At 68.9% G+C, this 16,387-nt stretch carries 17 protein-coding genes; 5 read left to right on the forward strand and 12 right to left on the reverse strand.

Features of this window, described 5'->3' with window-relative positions; genetic code table 11:
- Positions 1–4: 4 nt before the first annotated feature.
- Positions 5–1,225, forward strand: a complete 1,221-nt coding sequence (locus tag CEF10_RS00925; RefSeq protein ID WP_101065481.1) for an MFS transporter — start codon at positions 5–7, stop codon at positions 1,223–1,225.
- 105 nt (positions 1,226–1,330) lie between these two features.
- On the opposite strand, the gene trhO is transcribed toward CEF10_RS00925, so the two are convergent.
- Positions 1,331–2,239 (reverse strand): oxygen-dependent tRNA uridine(34) hydroxylase TrhO, encoded by a 909-nt coding sequence (trhO, locus tag CEF10_RS00930; RefSeq protein WP_101065482.1) that lies wholly within the window; start codon positions 2,237–2,239, stop codon positions 1,331–1,333.
- Positions 2,240–2,286: 47 nt separating this feature from the next.
- Positions 2,287–2,571: a CDGSH iron-sulfur domain-containing protein gene (locus tag CEF10_RS00935; RefSeq protein ID WP_101065483.1), complete on the reverse strand. Its 285-nt coding sequence runs from the start codon at positions 2,569–2,571 to the stop codon at positions 2,287–2,289.
- A 138-nt stretch (positions 2,572–2,709) separates the two neighbouring features.
- Here CEF10_RS00935 and pncA point away from each other — a divergent pair, with 138 nt between their 5' ends.
- Together pncA and CEF10_RS00945 are read left to right on the forward strand one after the other, a co-directional pair.
- Positions 2,710–3,315 (forward strand): bifunctional nicotinamidase/pyrazinamidase, encoded by a 606-nt coding sequence (pncA, locus tag CEF10_RS00940; protein WP_101065484.1) that lies wholly within the window; start codon positions 2,710–2,712, stop codon positions 3,313–3,315.
- Between the two features lie 89 nt (positions 3,316–3,404).
- Positions 3,405–3,782, forward strand: coding sequence for a PAS domain-containing protein (locus CEF10_RS00945; protein ID WP_101065994.1), 378 nt, complete (start codon positions 3,405–3,407; stop codon positions 3,780–3,782).
- Positions 3,783–3,789: 7 nt separating this feature from the next.
- Here the strand turns inward: CEF10_RS00945 and CEF10_RS00950 are convergent, their stop codons facing one another.
- Entirely contained in the window at positions 3,790–4,056 is a 267-nt protein-coding gene (locus CEF10_RS00950; protein ID WP_101065485.1) for a hypothetical protein, read from the reverse strand.
- Positions 4,057–4,202: 146 nt separating this feature from the next.
- Here CEF10_RS00950 and pncB point away from each other — a divergent pair, with 146 nt between their 5' ends.
- Positions 4,203–5,495, forward strand: a complete 1,293-nt coding sequence (gene pncB, locus CEF10_RS00955) for a nicotinate phosphoribosyltransferase (protein WP_101065486.1) — start codon at positions 4,203–4,205, stop codon at positions 5,493–5,495.
- 372 nt (positions 5,496–5,867) lie between these two features.
- Here pncB and CEF10_RS00960 read toward each other — a convergent pair whose 3' ends face one another.
- The 7 genes from CEF10_RS00960 to CEF10_RS00990 all read right to left on the reverse strand — a co-directional run bounded on the left by CEF10_RS00960 (position 5,868) and on the right by CEF10_RS00990 (position 12,272).
- Entirely contained in the window at positions 5,868–6,479 is a 612-nt protein-coding gene (locus CEF10_RS00960; protein ID WP_101065487.1) for a DUF1989 domain-containing protein, read from the reverse strand.
- A gap of 29 nt (positions 6,480–6,508) precedes the next feature.
- Positions 6,509–6,931 (reverse strand): hypothetical protein, encoded by a 423-nt coding sequence (locus CEF10_RS00965; protein WP_101065488.1) that lies wholly within the window; start codon positions 6,929–6,931, stop codon positions 6,509–6,511.
- Between the two features lie 92 nt (positions 6,932–7,023).
- A complete protein-coding gene (gene sucD / locus CEF10_RS00970; RefSeq protein WP_101065489.1) occupies positions 7,024–7,914 on the reverse strand; it encodes a succinate--CoA ligase subunit alpha in 891 nt (296 codons plus the stop codon).
- Entirely contained in the window at positions 7,914–9,101 is a 1,188-nt protein-coding gene (locus CEF10_RS00975) for a malate--CoA ligase subunit beta (RefSeq protein WP_101065490.1), read from the reverse strand. Before CEF10_RS00975 ends, sucD begins: the two co-directional genes overlap by 1 nt.
- A gap of 13 nt (positions 9,102–9,114) precedes the next feature.
- Positions 9,115–10,068 (reverse strand): HpcH/HpaI aldolase/citrate lyase family protein, encoded by a 954-nt coding sequence (locus CEF10_RS00980; protein ID WP_101065491.1) that lies wholly within the window; start codon positions 10,066–10,068, stop codon positions 9,115–9,117.
- Positions 10,069–10,107: 39 nt separating this feature from the next.
- Positions 10,108–11,079: a 2-hydroxyacid dehydrogenase gene (locus CEF10_RS00985; RefSeq protein WP_101065492.1), complete on the reverse strand. Its 972-nt coding sequence runs from the start codon at positions 11,077–11,079 to the stop codon at positions 10,108–10,110.
- Between the two features lie 2 nt (positions 11,080–11,081).
- On the reverse strand, positions 11,082–12,272 hold the full coding sequence (locus CEF10_RS00990; protein WP_101065493.1) for an aminotransferase class V-fold PLP-dependent enzyme: 1,191 nt from the start codon (positions 12,270–12,272) through the stop codon (positions 11,082–11,084).
- A gap of 247 nt (positions 12,273–12,519) precedes the next feature.
- Between CEF10_RS00990 and CEF10_RS00995 the strand changes: the two genes are divergently transcribed.
- Entirely contained in the window at positions 12,520–13,146 is a 627-nt protein-coding gene (locus CEF10_RS00995) for a helix-turn-helix transcriptional regulator (protein WP_101065494.1), read from the forward strand.
- Here CEF10_RS00995 and CEF10_RS01000 read toward each other — a convergent pair.
- Positions 13,140–13,889: a hypothetical protein gene (locus CEF10_RS01000; protein WP_101065495.1), complete on the reverse strand. Its 750-nt coding sequence runs from the start codon at positions 13,887–13,889 to the stop codon at positions 13,140–13,142. The two genes, CEF10_RS00995 and CEF10_RS01000, sit on opposite strands and share 7 nt — an antisense overlap.
- Positions 13,886–16,333: a Lon protease family protein gene (locus tag CEF10_RS01005; protein WP_101065496.1), complete on the reverse strand. Its 2,448-nt coding sequence runs from the start codon at positions 16,331–16,333 to the stop codon at positions 13,886–13,888. Before CEF10_RS01005 ends, CEF10_RS01000 begins: the two co-directional genes overlap by 4 nt.
- Positions 16,334–16,387 lie beyond the last annotated feature (54 nt).

The following is a 16,387-nucleotide window of genomic DNA, read 5'->3' on the forward strand; positions in this document are numbered from 1 at the left end:
ACGCATGACCGGCGCCGAGATCCTCGACAGCCGATACGCATGGATGCGGCTTGCCGTTGCGCTGGCAATCGCGACGGTGGGCAACGTCGGGCTGTGGGCCTTCGTCACCGTGATGCCCGACGTGCAGGCCGAGTTCGACGTCGCGCGCGGCACCGCCTCGCTGCCCTACACGGCGACGATGGTCGGTTTCGCGCTGGGCAACCTCGTCATCGGGCGCATCGTCGATCGCTGGGGCATAACCACCGCGCTGATCGGCGCGGCCCTGCTGATCGGGGGCGCCAAGGGGGCGGCCGCCTTCAGCCCCTCGCTGGCCGTGTTGGCCGCGCTGCAGCTGGCCGTGGGCTTCGGGACAGCGGCCAGCTTCGGTCCGCTCATCGCCGACGTGTCCCTGTGGTTTCTCAAGCGACGCGGCATCGCCGTGGCCATTGCCGCCAGTGGCAACTACCTTGCCGGAACGGTGTGGCCGACCCTTCTGGGCGGGGTGCTGGCCGAGCACGGCTGGCGCGGCGTGTACCTGGCGCTCGCGGCCGTCTGCATCGGCCTGATGATTCCGCTCGCGGTGTTGCTGCGCCGACGGCTGCCGCTGGAGGCCTCGGCGCATTCCGATGCCATCTCGGCGGGCCGGCAACAGGCCGCGGGGATCTCGCCGCGTACGCTGATGCTCATGCTGGGGGCGGCGGGGATCGGCTGTTGCGTGGCCATGGCCATGCCGCAGGTCCATGTCGTCAGCCTGTGCGCCGACCTGGGTTACGGCCCGGCGGTGGGCGGGCGGATGCTGTCCGCGATGCTGCTGGCCGGCCTCATCTCGCGGCTGGTGTTCGGGCTTGTCGCCGACCGGCTGGGCGGCGCGCGCACGCTGCTGCTGGGCTCGGCCCTGCAATGCGTGGCGCTGTTCCTTTACCTGCCGGCGGGCGGGTTGGTGTCGCTTTACGCGGTCAGCGTCGTCTTCGGCCTGGCGCAGGGCGGCATCGTGCCCAGCTACGCGCTGGTGGTGCGGGAATACATGCCCAGCGCCGAGGCCGGGCGGCGCGTCGGCTTCGTGCTGATGATCACGATTCTCGGCATGGCGCTGGGCGGCTGGATGTCGGGCTGGATCTTCGACGTGACCGGCAGCTACCAGATGGCGTTCGTCAACGGCATTGCCTTCAACTTCGTCAACATCGCGATCATGTCGCTGATCCTGTGGCGCACGCGCCCGGGGCGGCCGGTGGCCGCGGCCGCCTGAGTGGCCGGACAGGGCGAACACCCGGAGCGAGGTGAAAGCGCCCGACCGCCTGCGCGGCTTCATCTTGCCCAAAATACTCGAAACCCGCCGCCGGCGGTCCGTGTCTCAGGGCGCCACCTTGATGTGCCGTTCGCCGCGCGCCTCGGCCAGGGCGATCTGTTTCTGGCGCTCGCGGAACCGCGCCTTGTCGGCCGGGGACGTCTCGTGGATGCACTGGTGACAGGACACGCCGTGTTCGTATTCGGCACGCTCCATGTCGGCGGGCAGCACGGGGCGGCGGCAGGCGTGGCACAACGCGTGCGGGCCTTCGCGCAGGCCGTGACCGACCGAGACGCGCCCGTCGAAGACGAAGCAGTCCCCGCGCCATGCGCTGTCGCGTTCCGGCACCTCTTCAAGGTATTTCAGGATGCCGCCCCTGAGGTGATAGACCTCTTCGATGCCTTGCCCGAGCAGGAAGTTGGTGGATTTCTCGCAGCGAATGCCGCCGGTGCAGAACATCGCGATACGCTTGTTGTGGAAGCGGTGCCTGTTCGCCTCCCACCACGCCGGGAACTCGCGGAAGCTCCGGGTGCCAGGGTCGATTGCCCCCTCGAAGCTTCCGATCGCCACCTCGTAGTCGTTGCGCGTGTCGATCACCGCGACGTCCGGCGCGCGGATCAGCGCGTTCCAGTCGGCCGGGTCGACGTAGTGGCCGACCTTCGCGCGCGGGTCCACGCCCGGCTGGCCCATCGTGACGATCTCGCGCTTCACGCGCACCTTCAGGCGGCGGAAGGGCTGGTCGCGGCTGGTGCTTTCCTTGTGCTCGAGATCGCCGCAGCCGGGCAGCGCGCGGACATGGGCAAGCACGGCGTCGATGCCCGCCCGCGGCCCGGCGATGGTGCCGTTGATGCCCTCGCCGGCCAGCAGCAGCGTGCCCGAGATGCCCTGCGCCTCGCAAAGCGCGAGAAGCGGCCCGCGCAACGCGGCGGGGTCGTCGAAGCGGGTAAAGTGGTAGAGGGCGGCGACGGTATACATGCCGGCGATTTAGGCGGGCCGCGCGCGGCGCGCAAGCCGTCGGGATGTCACGCCTGCGGCGGCTCTGCACTGTCCCCGGGCGCGCGGTCGCTCAACTTGCCGTGCGTGCCGTCGCAATAGGGGCTGTTGTCGCTGGCCTTGCAGCGGCAAAGAACGGCCGGTCCGGTCTTTTGTGCCGTGAAACGCAGGGGCGCCAGCCCCGTTCCCTCGTGCGAGCCGTCGCAGAAAGGCTGTGACCGGGACCGCCCGCAGCGGCACCAGAAATAGGTCTCGCCCTCGGTCAGCTCGGCGCGGGCCGGTGTCTTGGCGGCGATGATCGGAGTTTCGGTCATGGGCGCGCTCCTTGGCTTTTGGCTGGGATTGCTTGCGGCACGATGCTAACGGAGCGCCGCGGTCGGCGAAAGCCGCAACGCGCATTGACGTGGGCGCGTTGCCCCGCCTACGTGAGGTGCAACGAAGGAGGTCACGACATGTCCGAGGAAAACGAGGCGCTGATCGTCATAGACGTGCAGAACGATTTCTGCCCCGGGGGCGCCCTGGCCGTGCCCGGCGGCGACGAGATCGTGCCGGGGATCAACGCGTTGATGCAGGATGGCCCGGCGGTGATCCTGACGCAGGACTGGCACCCGGCCGGCCATTCGTCGTTCGCGTCCTCGCACGAGGGGCGCGCGCCCTTCGAGACCGTCCAGATGCCCTATGGCCCGCAAGTGCTGTGGCCCGATCACTGTATCCAGGAAAGCGACGGCGCGGCGTTCCATCCCGGGCTTCAGACCCGCCCGGCGCAGGCGGTGATCCGCAAGGGGTTCCGTCCCGGGATCGACAGCTACTCGGCCTTTTTCGAGAACGACCACGAGACACCGACCGGCCTCGACGGCTTGCTCAAGGATCGCGGGATTACACGCCTTGTTTGCGTGGGGCTGGCGACAGATTTCTGCGTCGGGTGGTCGGCTCTTGATGCCGCGAAGCTGGGCTACGACGTGACCGTTCGCACCGATCTGTGCCGCGCGATCGATCTTGAGGGGTCGCTGGACGCGGCGCTTTCGGACATGAAACAGGCCGGCGTCCGGATCGCGTGATCGCCCGGCGGGCATGAAAATCGGCTGGCCGCGGGGACGGCATGGAAATAGGGTGGCGCCCGAACCGGAAGACCTATGGAGGGCGCGCGATGGCGGCCGAGGACCTTGACACCGACTACATGCAATCGTTGCTGGAGGCCGACGAGGCGGAGATGAGCGTCGTCATCTCCGACCCCGGCCAGCCGGACAATCCGATGATCTACGTCAGCCCGGAGTTCGAGACGCAGACGGGCTACACCGTTCAAGAGGCGGTCGGCCGCAACTGCCGGTTCCTGCAGGGGCCCGAGACCGACCCGAACGCGGTCGAGGCAATCCGGCAGGCCCTGCAGGCCCAGACGCGGTTCACCATCGACATCGTCAACTATCGCAAGGACGGCACGTCTTTCCTGAACCGTCTTCGTATCCGGCCCATCTACGGCCCCGACGGGGCCCTGATGTTCTTCGCCGGCGCGCAGAACCCCGTCTGAGGGTGCGTTACTCCGTGGCGGGGTCGGCTTGCGCCTCGGCGCGGCGGAAAACGGCCAGCGTGGCGAACACCCCGGCCACGAGCAGGGCGTGGCCCAGAACGGTCACACCGAAGACGACGTAGCTTCCCACGGCGAGGGCGAAGATCACGCTCCACATCCACGCAAGGATCTGCATCATCATGTGTGCCGTCATCAGCGGGAAGTGCCGCAGCGGGTTGCGGGTCTCGTCCATGACGGCGTGCCAGGCGGTCTTGATCGTCGTGTAGGCGGTCATCGCGCCCTCCTTTCACTCGGTGATCTGTCCCGGGTTACGCGCCGGCCGTGCCGCCGGATCAGAATCCGCCGCGGCGTGCGGCGCTTGCCAGCCCCGGCCCCCTTTGCTTTAACCGGGCGGAACGCAACGCCCCCGGAGCCCGCCCCATGGTCGACATCGCCACGCGCGTCTGGAACCACAAGTGGAAGATCGACCCGATCGTGCGGTCGCTGATCGACACGGATTTCTACAAGCTGCTGATGTGCCAGTCGGTCCTGCGCAACAGCCCCGACACGCATGTCACCTTCAGCCTGATCAACCGCGACACCTCCGTGCGCCTGGCCGATCTGGTGGACGAGGGCGAGCTGCGCGAACAGCTCGATCACATCCGCTCGCTCTCGCTCACCCGCGGGGAATCGACATGGATGCGCGGCAACACCTTCTACGGCAAGCGGCAGATGTTCAGCCCCGGGTTCATGGAGTGGTTCGAGAACCTGCGCCTGCCCCCCTACCACCTGGAGGTGCGCGACGGGCAGTACGAGCTGACATTCGAAGGGCCCTGGCCCGAGGTCATGCTGTGGGAAATCCCCGCGCTCGCCGTGCTGATGGAGCTGCGCTCGCGCGCGGTGCTGCACGACATGAAGCGGTTCGAGCTGCAGGTGCTCTATGCCCGCGCCATGACCAAGCTGTGGGAGAAGGTCGAGCACCTGCAACAGGTGCCCGGGCTGCGCATCGCCGATTTCGGCACCCGGCGGCGCCATTCCTTCCTGTGGCAGGACTGGTGCGTGCAGGCCATGCGCGAGGGGCTGGGCGAGGGCTTCGTCGGCACATCGAACTGCCTCATTGCCAAGAACCGCGACCTCGAGGCGATCGGCACCAACGCGCACGAACTGCCGATGGTCCACGCCGCGCTGGCCGACACCGACGATGAACTGCGGCAGGCCCCCTACAAGGTGCTCGCCGACTGGCACGAGGAGCACTCGGGCAACCTGCGCATCATCCTGCCCGACACCTTCGGGTCGGAGAACTTCCTGCGCAACGCGCCCGACTGGCTGGCGGGCTGGACGGGCATCCGCGTCGATTCGGGCGACCCGGTCGAGGGCGGCGAGCGCGCGATCCGCTGGTGGCAGGAGCGCGGCGAGGACCCGACCGAGAAGATGGTGATCTTCTCCGACGGGCTGGACGCCGGCAAGATCGTCGCCCTGCACCGCCACTTCGCCGGCCGCTGCCGCCCGTCCTTCGGCTGGGGCACGCTGCTGACCAACGATTTCCGCGGCCTGACCGCGGGCGACCGCCTCGCCCCCTTCAGCCTGGTGTGCAAGGCCGTCTCGGCCGAGGGCCGCCCCTGCGTGAAACTCTCGGACAACCCCGAAAAGGCCACGGGGCCGGTTGACGAGATCGCACGCTACAAGCGGGTGTTCGGGGTGGGCGAACAGGAGGCGATGGAAGTGGAGGTGTGAAGGGGGGCGTCCGTCCGGCGCTCCCGCGTCGTCGCACCCCGAATGCCTTGGGCACGTCCTCGCGGCCGCCGAGCAAGCGTGGCTCGGGCAGGCGTAGGGCGGGCTTCAGCCCGCCAACCGGAAACAGAGCGGCAATCTCAACACCGAGTTTCGGCATGATGACAGGTTCGCGCCCGGCCCCGAGGGTGGGCGCGGCGGCGCTTGGTGCGGTATTTGCCGCGCGAGACGAAGTTGCGGCACTTGGAAGCCACGGGCTGTTTCGCGCCCGCCGTCGTGCTGCAAGCACGCCTACGGCGTAACGGGGGCGGGACCGGGCGCGAACCGGATCGAGAGCGATCCGGGCGCCGGATTGCCACCGGTTTACCCTTGGCTTCACCCCGCCACCACCTCGTAATGCACCTCCCGCGGCGTGCAGTCCGCGCCGTTCACGGGCAGCATGTCCTGCGGGCAGGTGGACATGACCACGATGCAATCCAGCATGGCGCGCAGGGTGACGTGGTCACCGGGGCGGCTTTCGGGGGCGGCCCAGCCCGTTGCGCCGTCGGCGTCGAGGGGGATGTTCATCCACAGGTTCAGCGGCGCGGGCGTGTGCACCGCGCGCGCGTCGATGGCGCGCAGGGCGGCGTGCAGGTTGTCGGTGCAGTTGTCGTGGTACCCGGTGCAGCCCAGCCCGGCGTAGCGGTGCACGTCGCAGGCGGCGATCAGCGTGTCGTGGGTGCCGGGCGCCGTGTCCTCCTCCAGCGTCAGGATCGGGCGGCGGCGGTTGCTGGGCAGCCCGTCGCCCCGCCGCGGGTGGATCCGGCCCAGCCCCGCGCGCAGGTGTTCCATCGACATCGCCTCGGCCATGTCGTCGGCGTTGAAGGCCCAGGTGTCCACCACCTGGCTGCCGTGGGTGTTGACGATGCGCAGGGCCTCGCCCGCGCGCAGCCGCACGGCCCGGCCGCGCCGGGGCGGCACCCGTTGCATGTCCTGGGTTCCGGTCATGTCAGATCCTCCCGAAGGCGCGGGGTCAATCAGTAGGTGAAGGCCAGCGTCGCCAGCGCCGTGACGACGAGCAGCAGCACCGGCCCCGCCATCCCCATCGGCTTGACCGCCTTGGGCGGTGGCGTGCCGGCCTTGCGCGCGTGGCTCATCAGGTGTTGCGCCACGCCCATGTTGACCGTCAGCACCACGGCCACCGCGATCTTGGCCCAGAATGCCGTGCCGAAGCCGCCCCAGCCGCCGTAGTAGGCATAGACCAGCGCGATACCGGTGATCCAGAGCACCAGCAGCGACAGCGCCGAGATCCGCGCCAGCATGCGCTGCGCGGTCATGACCACGGGTTTCGCCGCAGCCTCCGCCGTGGCGAGCTGGCGGCCCAGCATGATGTTCGCCACCCCGCCGCCCAGCGCCAGCGCCAGCGCGACGAAATGCAGGAATTTCAGACCGACCGTCATGCGCACCTCCACGCGGATCCGGCGGCCCGGGGCGGGCCGCCGCCATCCCGTGCATAACCTGCGACCGCGGCCGGGCCAACCGGCGTTTCGTCTCAGGCCGGTTGCGCCAGCATCCCCGCCACAGTGTCGCCGAAGGCCGAAGGCGTGGGCACGATCGTCACGCCCGCGTCCTCGAGGATCTCGACCTTTTCCTGCGCGGATTCGCCGAAGGCCGAGACGATGGCGCCCGCGTGGCCCATGCGCCGGCCCTTCGGCGCCGACAGTCCCGCGATGTAGGCCGCGACCGGCTTGGTCATGTGATCGCGGATGTAGGCGGCGGCGTCAGCCTCCTGCGGGCCGCCGATCTCGCCGACCATGACCACGGCATCGGTGTCGGGGTCGGCCTCGAACAGCTCGAGAATGTCGCGAAAGCTCGAGCCGTTGATCGGGTCGCCGCCGATGCCGACCGAGGTCGACACGCCGATACCGCGTGCCTGCATCTGGCTCGCGGCCTCGTAGCCCAGCGTGCCCGAGCGACCTATGATGCCCACGCGACCGGGCCTGTAGATGTGCGGCGGCATCAGGCCCGCAAATGCCTGGCCCGGCGTGATGATGCCCGCGCAGTTCGGCCCGATCAGCCGCATCCGCCGGTCGGCGCGGTAGCGGCGCATGTAGCGTTTCACCCGGATCATGTCCTGCGCGGGGATTCCGTCGGCGATGCACACGCAGGTGCGGATGCCGCCGTCGGCGGCCTCCATGATGGCATCCGCCGCGAAGGGCGGCGGCACGAAGCAGATCACCAGATCGGCCCCGGTTTCGGCCACGGCACCCTTGACCGTGTTGAAGACCGGCAGGCCGTCGTGCAGCGTGCCGCCCTTGCCGGGCGTCACCCCGCCCACGACGTTGGTGCCGTGGGCCATCATGTCCTTCGCGTGGAAGCTGCCGATGCGCCCCGTCAGCCCGGTGACCAGCACCCGCGTGTCCTTGTCGATGAGAATGGCCATCACACCGCCTCCTCTGCCGTGATCGATGTCTTCCAGGCCGCCACGACCGCCTCGGCGGCCTCGGCCAGCGTGTCGGCCGTTGCGATGTCCAGCCCGCTGTCGTCGAGGATGCGTTTGCCCTCGGCGACATTGGTGCCCGAGAGCCGCACCACCAGCGGCACGTCGAGGTCAAGCTCCTGCACCGCGCGCACGACCCCTTCGGCGATCCAGTCGCACCGGTTGATGCCCGCGAAGATGTTGACGAGGATCGCCTCGACGTTGGGGTCGTTCAGCACCGCCTTGAACGACATGAGAACCCTGTCGGGCGAGGCGCCGCCGCCCACGTCGAGAAAGTTCGCCGGTTCGCCGCCGGCCATCTTGATCATGTCGAGCGTCGCCATCGCCAGACCGGCGCCGTTGACGATGCAACCGATGCGCCCCTCGAGACCGATGTAGCTCAGCCCGCGGTCCTCGGCATAGGTTTCGCGCGGGTCCTCCTGGCTCTTGTCGCGCAACTCCGAGATGTCGGGGCGGCGGAACAGCGCGTTGTCGTCGAAGGCCATCTTGGCGTCCAGCGCCACGATCTCGCCCGCGCCGGTGACGACCAGCGGGTTGATCTCGACCATGGTGGCGTCGAGTTCGCGCAGCGCCCGGTAGCAGCCGGTGATCATCTTGACCGCCGCCGGGATGAGTGCCGGGTCGAGGTCGAGCTGGAAGGCGATCTCGCGCGCCTGGAAATTCTGCATGCCCACGGCCGGATCGACGACCGACCGGATGATGCTGTCGGGTTCGTTGGCCGAGATCTCCTCGATCTCCATGCCGCCGGCGGCGGAGGCGACGACCACCACCCGTTCCTCCTTCCGGTCCAGCACGAACCCGAGGTAGATCTCCTGCCGGATGTCGGTGGCCTCCTCGACGTAGAGCCGGCTGACCAGCTTGCCCTGCGGGCCGGTCTGGTGGGTGACCAGCTTGCGGCCGAGCATCCAGCTTGCGGCCTCCATCACCTCTTTCTCACAGCTGCAAACCCGGACGCCGCCGGCCTTGCCGCGGGCACCGGAATGGATCTGCGCCTTGACAACGCATCTCTCGCCGGAAAGCTCGTGCGCGCGGTACATCGCCTGCTCGGGCGAGTAGGCGATCCCGCCGCGCGGCACGCCCACGCCGAACTTCTGCAGAAGTTCCTTGGCCTGGTATTCGTGGATGTCCATCCCTTGCCTCCCTTCAATCCGCCGTGCCGCCGCGCGCGGCGATGGCATCGGCCACCGTCAGCACGTTGCGCGCCATGCGTTCGCTCGCCGCGTCGATCATCTTGCCGTCCAGGCTGGCCGCGCCGCGCCCCTCGGCCTCGGCCTTCTGCAGCTCCTCGATGATGCGCCGGGCACGCGTCACCTCGGCCTCGGGCGGCGAGAAGACGGCGTTGGCCAGCTCGATCTGGCTGGGGTGGATGGCCCATTTCCCCTCGATCCCCAGCGCGGCGGCGCGCCTGGCCGACGCGGTATAGGCATCGGGGTCGGAGAAATCGCCGAAGGGGCCATCGACCGCGCGCAGCCCGTAGGCCCGGCAGGCCACGGTCATGCGCGAGAGCGCGAAATGCCACTGGTCGCCGGGGTAGTCGGGGTTGAGCCCGCCGATGACCACCGTGCGCGCGCGGTTGGAGGCGGCGTAATCGGCCACGCCGAAGTGCAGCGCCTCCAGCCGGCCGGGTGTCGCCGCGATCGCCTCGACGTTGGCCATGCCAAGCGCGGTCTCGATCAGCGCCTCCAGCCCGATGCGATGGGTCAGGCCGGTGGCGTCCTCGATCTGCGACAGCAGGGTCTCCACGGTGTAGAGGTCGGCGGGCACGCCCACCTTGGGCACCAGGATGGTGTCGACCCGCGCGCCGGCCTGTTCGACGATCTCGACCACGTCCCGGTACATGTAGTGGGTGTCCAGCCCGTTGATCCGGATCGACACGGTCTTGCCCCGGGCCTGCCAGTCGATGGCGTTGAGCGCCTCGATGATGTTGGCGCGCGCCTTGATCTTGTCGGGCGGTGCGACGGCGTCCTCCAGGTCGAGGAAGACGTAGTCGGCCGCGCTGTCGGCGGCCTTCTCGATCATCTCCGGGTTCGATCCGGGCACCGCCAGCTCGGACCGTTGCAGGCGCTGGCGTTTCAGCGGGTGCAGCGTGTAGCTCATGTTGGGTCTCCTCCCTCGAATAGCGGCCCGTCGCGGCCGTCACGTCACCTGGTCCGGCGGGGTGTCGCCGGCAAAGAAGGCGCGCAGGTTCTCGACGGCCTTGAGGCCCATCGCCTCGCGCGTGGCCTGCGTGGCGCTGCCCAGGTGCGGCGCCAGCACGCAGGTGTCATGGGCCAGGAACCGCGCGTCGAGCGCCGGTTCGTTCTGGTAGACGTCCAGCCCCGCGCCCCCCAGCCGGCCGCTGTCCAGTGCGGCGAACAGGGCGTCCTCGTCCACCACGTCGCCGCGGGCGGTGTTGATCAGGATCGCGCCCGGCTTCATCGCGTCGAAGACGCTTGCCCCGATCAGGTGGCGGGTTTCGGCCCCACCCGGGCAGTGCAGCGACAGGAAATCGGCCTGCGCGGCCACCTGTTCCACGGTGTCCACCTGCGTCGCACCGCAGGCGGCCAGTGTCTGGGTCGCCACCGGTGACCGGTTCTGGACGACGACCCGCATGCCAAAGCCGTGATGCGCGCGCCGGGCCATCGCCTGCCCGATCCGCCCGAAGCCCACGATGCCCAGCGTCGCGCCCGTTACCCTGGTGCCGACGAGGTGCGTGGGCCGCCAGCCCGCCCATTGCCCGGCCCGCAGTTCGCGTTCGCCCTCGCCGATGCGGCGCGCGGCGGCCAGCAGCAGGCCCATGGCCATGTCGGCCGTGCAGTCGGTCAGGACGCCGGGCGTGTTGGTCACGGCGATTCCGGCGGCGCGGGCACGGTCGAGGTCGATGTGGTTGAAGCCAACGCCGTAGTTCGCCAGCAGTTTCACGCGCCCTGCGGCCGTGTCGTAGAACGCCTCGGGAAGGTGATCGGACACCGTGGGCAGGATCGCGTCGTAACGCCCGGCCGCCGCGAGGAACTCGTCTCCGGTCATCGGGCGGTCGGGGTGGCGGAAGGTGGCATCGGCCACCTCCTCCAGCCGCGCCTCGGCGGCAGCGGGCCATGCCCGGGTGACCAGAACGCTTGGCCGGGCCATCGTCAGCCCCCCGCCGGGGTTGTGTCGCGGAAGTGTTCCTGGGCCGCCGCGATGCCCGATCCGGGTTCGATGCGCGCGCCGGCGTCGCGCAGTGCCATCTCGGCGGCCGAGATCGCGCCGCACAGCATCACCGGGTTGAGCGAGCCGAGGTGCCCGATGCGGAAGGCGCGGCCTGCCAGCTGGCTCAGCCCGGACCCGAGCGAGGTCTGATAGGTGTAGTAGGCCGCCGAGATGACATCGCGGGCATCCACACCCTCGGGCGCGAAGATCGCCGACACGGTGTCGGAATGCCATTGCGGCCCCTGCGCGACCAGCGTGCAGCCATCCCAGGCCTGCACGGCGGCGCGCACGCCCGCCGCGAGCCGCGCGTGGCGTGCCCAGACGGTCTCAATGCCCGCATCCAGCAGCAGGTCGAGCGAGGTGCGCAGCCCGCGCAGCAACTGGGTGGCCGGCGTGTAGGGGAAATAGCCGGTGTCGTTGAGGCGGATCATGTCCTCGAAACTGAAGTAGCAGCGCGGCATCGCGGCCTCGCCCAACGTCTTGTTGATGTCGAGCGCCTTGTCCGAAACGGCAAGGATCCCCAGGCCCGCGGGCAGCATGAATCCCTTCTGCGAGCCGGAAACGGCAAGGTCGACGCCCCAGGCGTCCATCTCGAACTCGATCGAGGCGATGGAACTGACGCCGTCCACGAACAGCAGCGCCGGATGATCGGCGGCGTCGAGCGCCCGGCGCACCGCCGCGACGTCCGAGGCCACGCCGGTGGCGGTCTCGTTGTGGGTGACGAAAACGGCCTTGATGCGGTGTTCGGTGTCGGCTTCCAGCCGCGCGGCATAGTCCTCCACCGGCACGCCCTTGCCCCATTCGACGTCGATGACGTCGGGTTGCAGCCCCAGCCGCTCGGCCATGTCGGCCCAGAGCATCGAGAACTGGCCGAAACGCGACATCAGGACCCGGTCGCCCGGCTGCAGGGTGTTCTGGATCGCGGCCTCCCAGGCGCCGGTGCCCGAGGAGGGGAAGATGAAGACGCGCCCGCCATCCATCCGGTAGACTTTTCTGAGGTCGTCCAGCAGGCCGTGGACGAATTCGCCGAAGTCCGGCGCGCGCATGTCCTCCATAGGCAGGTTCATGGCCTGGCGGACGGGTTCGGGCAGGTTGGTCGGCCCGGGAACGAACAGGTGCTGGTGGCCGTTCATTTCAATTCCTCCTCTTGCCCGCCCTGTATTCCCGCGGCCGGACCCGCGCGAAACGCCCGCAAGCATGGTGCGCGGGGCAAATGGCACGGCCGCGGCACCGGACGGGTGGGGCGCCCTACCCACCCGGGCGGGCGCGGCCCGCCGGCATGCCGGTGCATACCGAAATTTCCTTTGATTTCATCGGTTTCCGGTTGTCTTGTGTCGTAATCTGGGCGGCTTGCGGGCAGCGAACGTGGTGGGTTGGGGCATGGGAGGACAAGACACGCAACAGCCCGAGGTCGTCGTCGCCGACCGCCAGCTCATCGTTTGCCAGGGGCTGGGCTCGCTCGTCGCGCAGATCGAGGCCGTGCGCCTGGGCGCCTACGCCACCGACACCGCCGGCCTGCGCAAGGCGCTCGCGGCGGCGCGCGGACCGTCGATCGTCATCCTCGGCGTGCGGCTGGCGGATTCCGACCTGACCCGAACGCTGGACATGTTGCGCGGCCAGCACCCTGACGCGATGGTCGTCGTGGTGGCAGAGGACAGCGAGTTCGCTTTCATCCGCGCTGCCATCAAGTCCGGCGCGAATTCCGTGTGCATGATGAGCCAGGTGCTCACGAGCCTGCCAAGGATCCTCGACAAGCTGGTGGCGGGGCATTCGATCGTGCCCACCGAGATCTTGCGCCGGCTGACCAGCGATCAGGCCGACAGCCTGTCGCGACGCGAACACGAGATCCTGGGCCTGCTGGCCGGCGGGCTGACCAATTTCCAGATCTCGGCGCGGCTCGGGCTGTCGGAGAACACGGTCAAGTACTACCTGAAGGCCATCTATCAGAAGCTCGAGGTGAATTCCCGCGGCGGCGCGATCGCGAAATACGTCTCGGGCAACTACTGACCTTCGGGCCGGCCTGCGCTTGCGGGGTCGGCCCCGAGCAGCAGGACCGGGCACCGCGCGGCATCGACAAGGGCGCGCAGGCTTGCCGCATCGGCAAACGGCCCCGCGCGGATATCGGTGATGACGGCGGCGGCATAGGTCCGGCTCAGACCCGCCAGCAGCGCGTCGGGATCGGGAAAGGTGATACGCGTCTGGGGCGTGGCGGGGGCATCAGCTTCGTCGAGGGCGAATGCCACGGCCTCGGTGCCCAGCCCCCGCGCGACGGTGTCGGCAATGTCTCGGACCTCCTGCGCGGCATCGGGGTCGGCCGGGGACAGCCAGACGACCCGCCCGGCGCCTCTTTGCAGCCTGCCGTGCCCGATCAGGACCACGTCCCATTTCGGCGCCGCACCCACGATGTTCGCCACGAGATCGCCCGTCTGCTGATCGAAGCTCCATTCCACGCGACGGCGGCGCGCCAGCAGCTCCAGCTTTTCGCGGAACGCGCGCGCCTCGCGCTCGACCAGCCGTGCGGCCGCCTGCGGGCTGGGCGCGCCGGTGACCTCGCCGCCAAAGGTGACCAGCTTGCCGGCGGGGCGCTCGGAGAAGGACAGCCACGCCGGGTCCTCGACCATCAGCCCGCCAAGATCGCTGGCCATCTGCCGCAGCACGAGGATCTCGGCCAGTTGCAGCGCGCTGGCAGCGTCGGCGAGGGATCCCGCGCCGATCAGCAGCCGCTTGCGCGTGATGGCCGGGCGGCTCATTGCTCCTCCCCTTTCCCGGGCAACGTGCGGCGCATGAAATCACGCCTGTCCTCCGCGAAGGCGCGCAGGCGTGCGTCAACGAGGGCATGAACACTGCCTTCGGGAAAGCGCCCGTCGTCATCGCGCTGACCCGCCGGCACACCGGTGAGCAGCGCGATCCCCTGGTCGATCGATTCGACCGCCGTGACGCTGAACTGGCCGGCCTCGACGGCCTCCACGACCTCGGGGCGCAGGCACAGGTGTTCCATGTTCGACTTGGGGATGAGAACGCCCTGGTCGCCGGTCAGCCCGCGGGCCTTGCAGGTGTCGAAAAAGCCCTCGATCTTCTCGTTCACGCCGCCGATCGCCTGCACCTCGCCGGTCTGGCTGACAGACCCGGTCACCGCGAGGTCCTGCCGCAGCGGAAGGCCGGAAAGTGCCGAGAGCAGCGCGTAGAGTTCGGCCGACGACGCGCTGTCGCCGTCGATCCCGCCGTAGCTTTGTTCGAACACAAGGCTGGCGTGAAGGGAGAACGGCACATCGGTGGCGTAGTTTGCCGTCAGGTAGCCCGAGAGGATCATCACCCCCTTGGAATGCAGCGGCCCGCCCAGTTCGACCTCGCGCTCGATGTCCACCAGCTTGCCGGCGCCGGTGCGCACCCGCGCCGTGATCCTGGCCGGACGCCCGAAGCGGTAACCGTTCTGCCCGGCAACCGAAAGCCCGTTGATCTGCCCGGTCACGCTGCCATCGGTTTCCACCTTGAGGATGTCGCGCTGCACCGCCTCGCGGAGCCGGTCGCGGACACGGCTGGCGCGGCGTTCCTGTTCGGCGACGGCGCGGTCCAGCTGTTCCGCGCCAATGGTCTCGCGCCCGGCCTTCCGGGCATAATGGTCGGCTTCGCGCAGCAGGTCGAGCAGCGCCTCGGTGCGCAGGGTGAATTTCGTTGCGTCGTCGGCCAGCCGGATCGCCTCTTCCAGCGCGCGGGCCGTGCCACCGGCATCCGGCGCGGCCAGTCCCTCGCGGGCGGCCAGCGTCGAGAGTAGGCGGGCATAACCCGCCATCGATTCGTCGGACCGGTCGATCGAGTCCTCGAAATCGGCCTGCAGTTTGAAGAGCTCGCCGAAGTCGGGATCGAGGTGCACGAGCAGCGCATAGAGGAACCGGTCGCCCACCAGCGCCACGCGCAGGTCGATCGGGATCGGGTCCGGCTCGAGCTGGATGGTGGACGCGAACCCCAGCCGCTCGGCCGCCGAGGTGATCGTGACGCTGCCCGACTTAAGCGACCGCTTCAGCGCATCCCACGCCATCGGCGCCTGCAGCACGTCGCGCGCATCCAGCACCAGGTATCCACCGTTCGCGCGATGCAGCGCGCCGGATTTTATCATCGTGAAGTTGGTGAACAGCGCCCCCATCTGCGACATGTGCTCGATCCGGCCGACAAGGTGGTCGAGGTTTGGCAGATCCTCGTGGATCACCGGCGCGCCCTCGGCGGTTTCGGGATCGTGCGATACCATGACGTTGACGCGATAACGGTCAAAGGACGGGTCGCGCTGGTGCTGTTTCACGGCCTCGGGAAAGGCACCCTCCTGGTCCTTCTGCTTGGCCGCGAGGAAAAGGTCGGCGTTGTCGATGATGTCGCGCTTGGCCGCGCCCAGGTATTCGAGCACGGCCTCAGAATCCTTGAAACGCGCCTCGATCTCCTCCATCCGGGTGGTCACCACGCGCTCGGCCATCGAGGCGTTCAGCCCCTCAACCTGCCGGCGGTGCTCGCGCTCGATGCGCGGTGCCTTGCGCAGGATCTCGGCCAGTTCCTCCTGCAGTTCCTCGATCTTCTGCTCGATCTCGGCCCGCTCGTCCTCGTCCAGCTGGTTGAACTCGTCGGGCTTGAGCGGTTTGCCGTCCTTGATCGCGGTGAGCATGAAACCCATCGGGGTGCGCACCAGAGCCACGCCCTGTTCGCGCGCGCGCTCGGCGAAATCGGCCATCTCGGATTCGTGGCGTTCTCCGAACTCCTGCTCGATCGCGCGCCGTTGCGTCTGGTAATCCTCGGATTCGAACAGGGCGGGGATGTCGTTGGCCAGGTCGTCGACCAGTGATTCCATGTCCTGCTTGAGGGCCTGTGCCGTGCCCGGAGCAAGGCGCATCTTGCGCGGCTTGTGCTCTGCCTCGAAGTTGTTGACGTAGACCCAGTCATCTGGAACCGGACGCCCCTTCGCCTCTTCTTGCAGCAGGCTGGCCACGGCGCGGTGGCGTCCCGATCCCTGCGGCCCCACCACGAACACGTTGAAGCCCGTGTGCGGCACGGCCGCGGCCAGCCTGATCGCGTCGATTGCGCGATCCTGGCCCAGGAAACCCTCGAAGGGCTCGGGCGCGCCGGAGCCGGGCAGGCCGAGCGTGTCCGGGTCGAGCTTCGGGCGCAGCTGCGCGGGCGCGAGGGGGGGCGGCGTGGTCTGCGTGTTCGCCATGACACCTGTCCTGTCCGTCGTGGATGGGCCGATGTTGCCTGTCAGGTGCCGGGC

This window comes from Roseovarius salinarum, assembly GCF_002834145.1.
Classification (GTDB): domain Bacteria; phylum Pseudomonadota; class Alphaproteobacteria; order Rhodobacterales; family Rhodobacteraceae; genus Roseovarius; species Roseovarius salinarum.

Excerpts from the sequence above, each read along its gene's own strand:
- CEF10_RS00935 (WP_101065483.1), bottom strand. The coding sequence starts at position 2,571 with ATGACCGAAACTCCGATCATCGCCGCCAAGACACCGGCCCGCGCCGAG.
- CEF10_RS00960 (WP_101065487.1), bottom strand. The coding sequence starts at position 6,479 with ATGACCGGAACCCAGGACATGCAACGGGTGCCGCCCCGGCGCGGCCGG.
- CEF10_RS00995 (WP_101065494.1), top strand. The coding sequence starts at position 12,520 with ATGGGAGGACAAGACACGCAACAGCCCGAGGTCGTCGTCGCCGACCGC.
- CEF10_RS00975 (WP_101065490.1), bottom strand. The coding sequence starts at position 9,101 with ATGGACATCCACGAATACCAGGCCAAGGAACTTCTGCAGAAGTTCGGC.
- CEF10_RS00985 (WP_101065492.1), bottom strand. The coding sequence starts at position 11,079 with ATGGCCCGGCCAAGCGTTCTGGTCACCCGGGCATGGCCCGCTGCCGCC.
- CEF10_RS00965 (WP_101065488.1), bottom strand. The coding sequence starts at position 6,931 with ATGACGGTCGGTCTGAAATTCCTGCATTTCGTCGCGCTGGCGCTGGCG.
- CEF10_RS00945 (WP_101065994.1), top strand. The coding sequence starts at position 3,405 with ATGGCGGCCGAGGACCTTGACACCGACTACATGCAATCGTTGCTGGAG.
- CEF10_RS00990 (WP_101065493.1), bottom strand. The coding sequence starts at position 12,272 with ATGAACGGCCACCAGCACCTGTTCGTTCCCGGGCCGACCAACCTGCCC.
- CEF10_RS00950 (WP_101065485.1), bottom strand. The coding sequence starts at position 4,056 with ATGACCGCCTACACGACGATCAAGACCGCCTGGCACGCCGTCATGGAC.
- sucD (WP_101065489.1), bottom strand. The coding sequence starts at position 7,914 with ATGGCCATTCTCATCGACAAGGACACGCGGGTGCTGGTCACCGGGCTG.
- CEF10_RS01000 (WP_101065495.1), bottom strand. The coding sequence starts at position 13,889 with ATGAGCCGCCCGGCCATCACGCGCAAGCGGCTGCTGATCGGCGCGGGA.
- pncB (WP_101065486.1), top strand. The coding sequence starts at position 4,203 with ATGGTCGACATCGCCACGCGCGTCTGGAACCACAAGTGGAAGATCGAC.
- CEF10_RS01005 (WP_101065496.1), bottom strand. The coding sequence starts at position 16,333 with ATGGCGAACACGCAGACCACGCCGCCCCCCCTCGCGCCCGCGCAGCTG.
- pncA (WP_101065484.1), top strand. The coding sequence starts at position 2,710 with ATGTCCGAGGAAAACGAGGCGCTGATCGTCATAGACGTGCAGAACGAT.
- CEF10_RS00980 (WP_101065491.1), bottom strand. The coding sequence starts at position 10,068 with ATGAGCTACACGCTGCACCCGCTGAAACGCCAGCGCCTGCAACGGTCC.
- trhO (WP_101065482.1), bottom strand. The coding sequence starts at position 2,239 with ATGTATACCGTCGCCGCCCTCTACCACTTTACCCGCTTCGACGACCCC.
- CEF10_RS00925 (WP_101065481.1), top strand. The coding sequence starts at position 5 with ATGACCGGCGCCGAGATCCTCGACAGCCGATACGCATGGATGCGGCTT.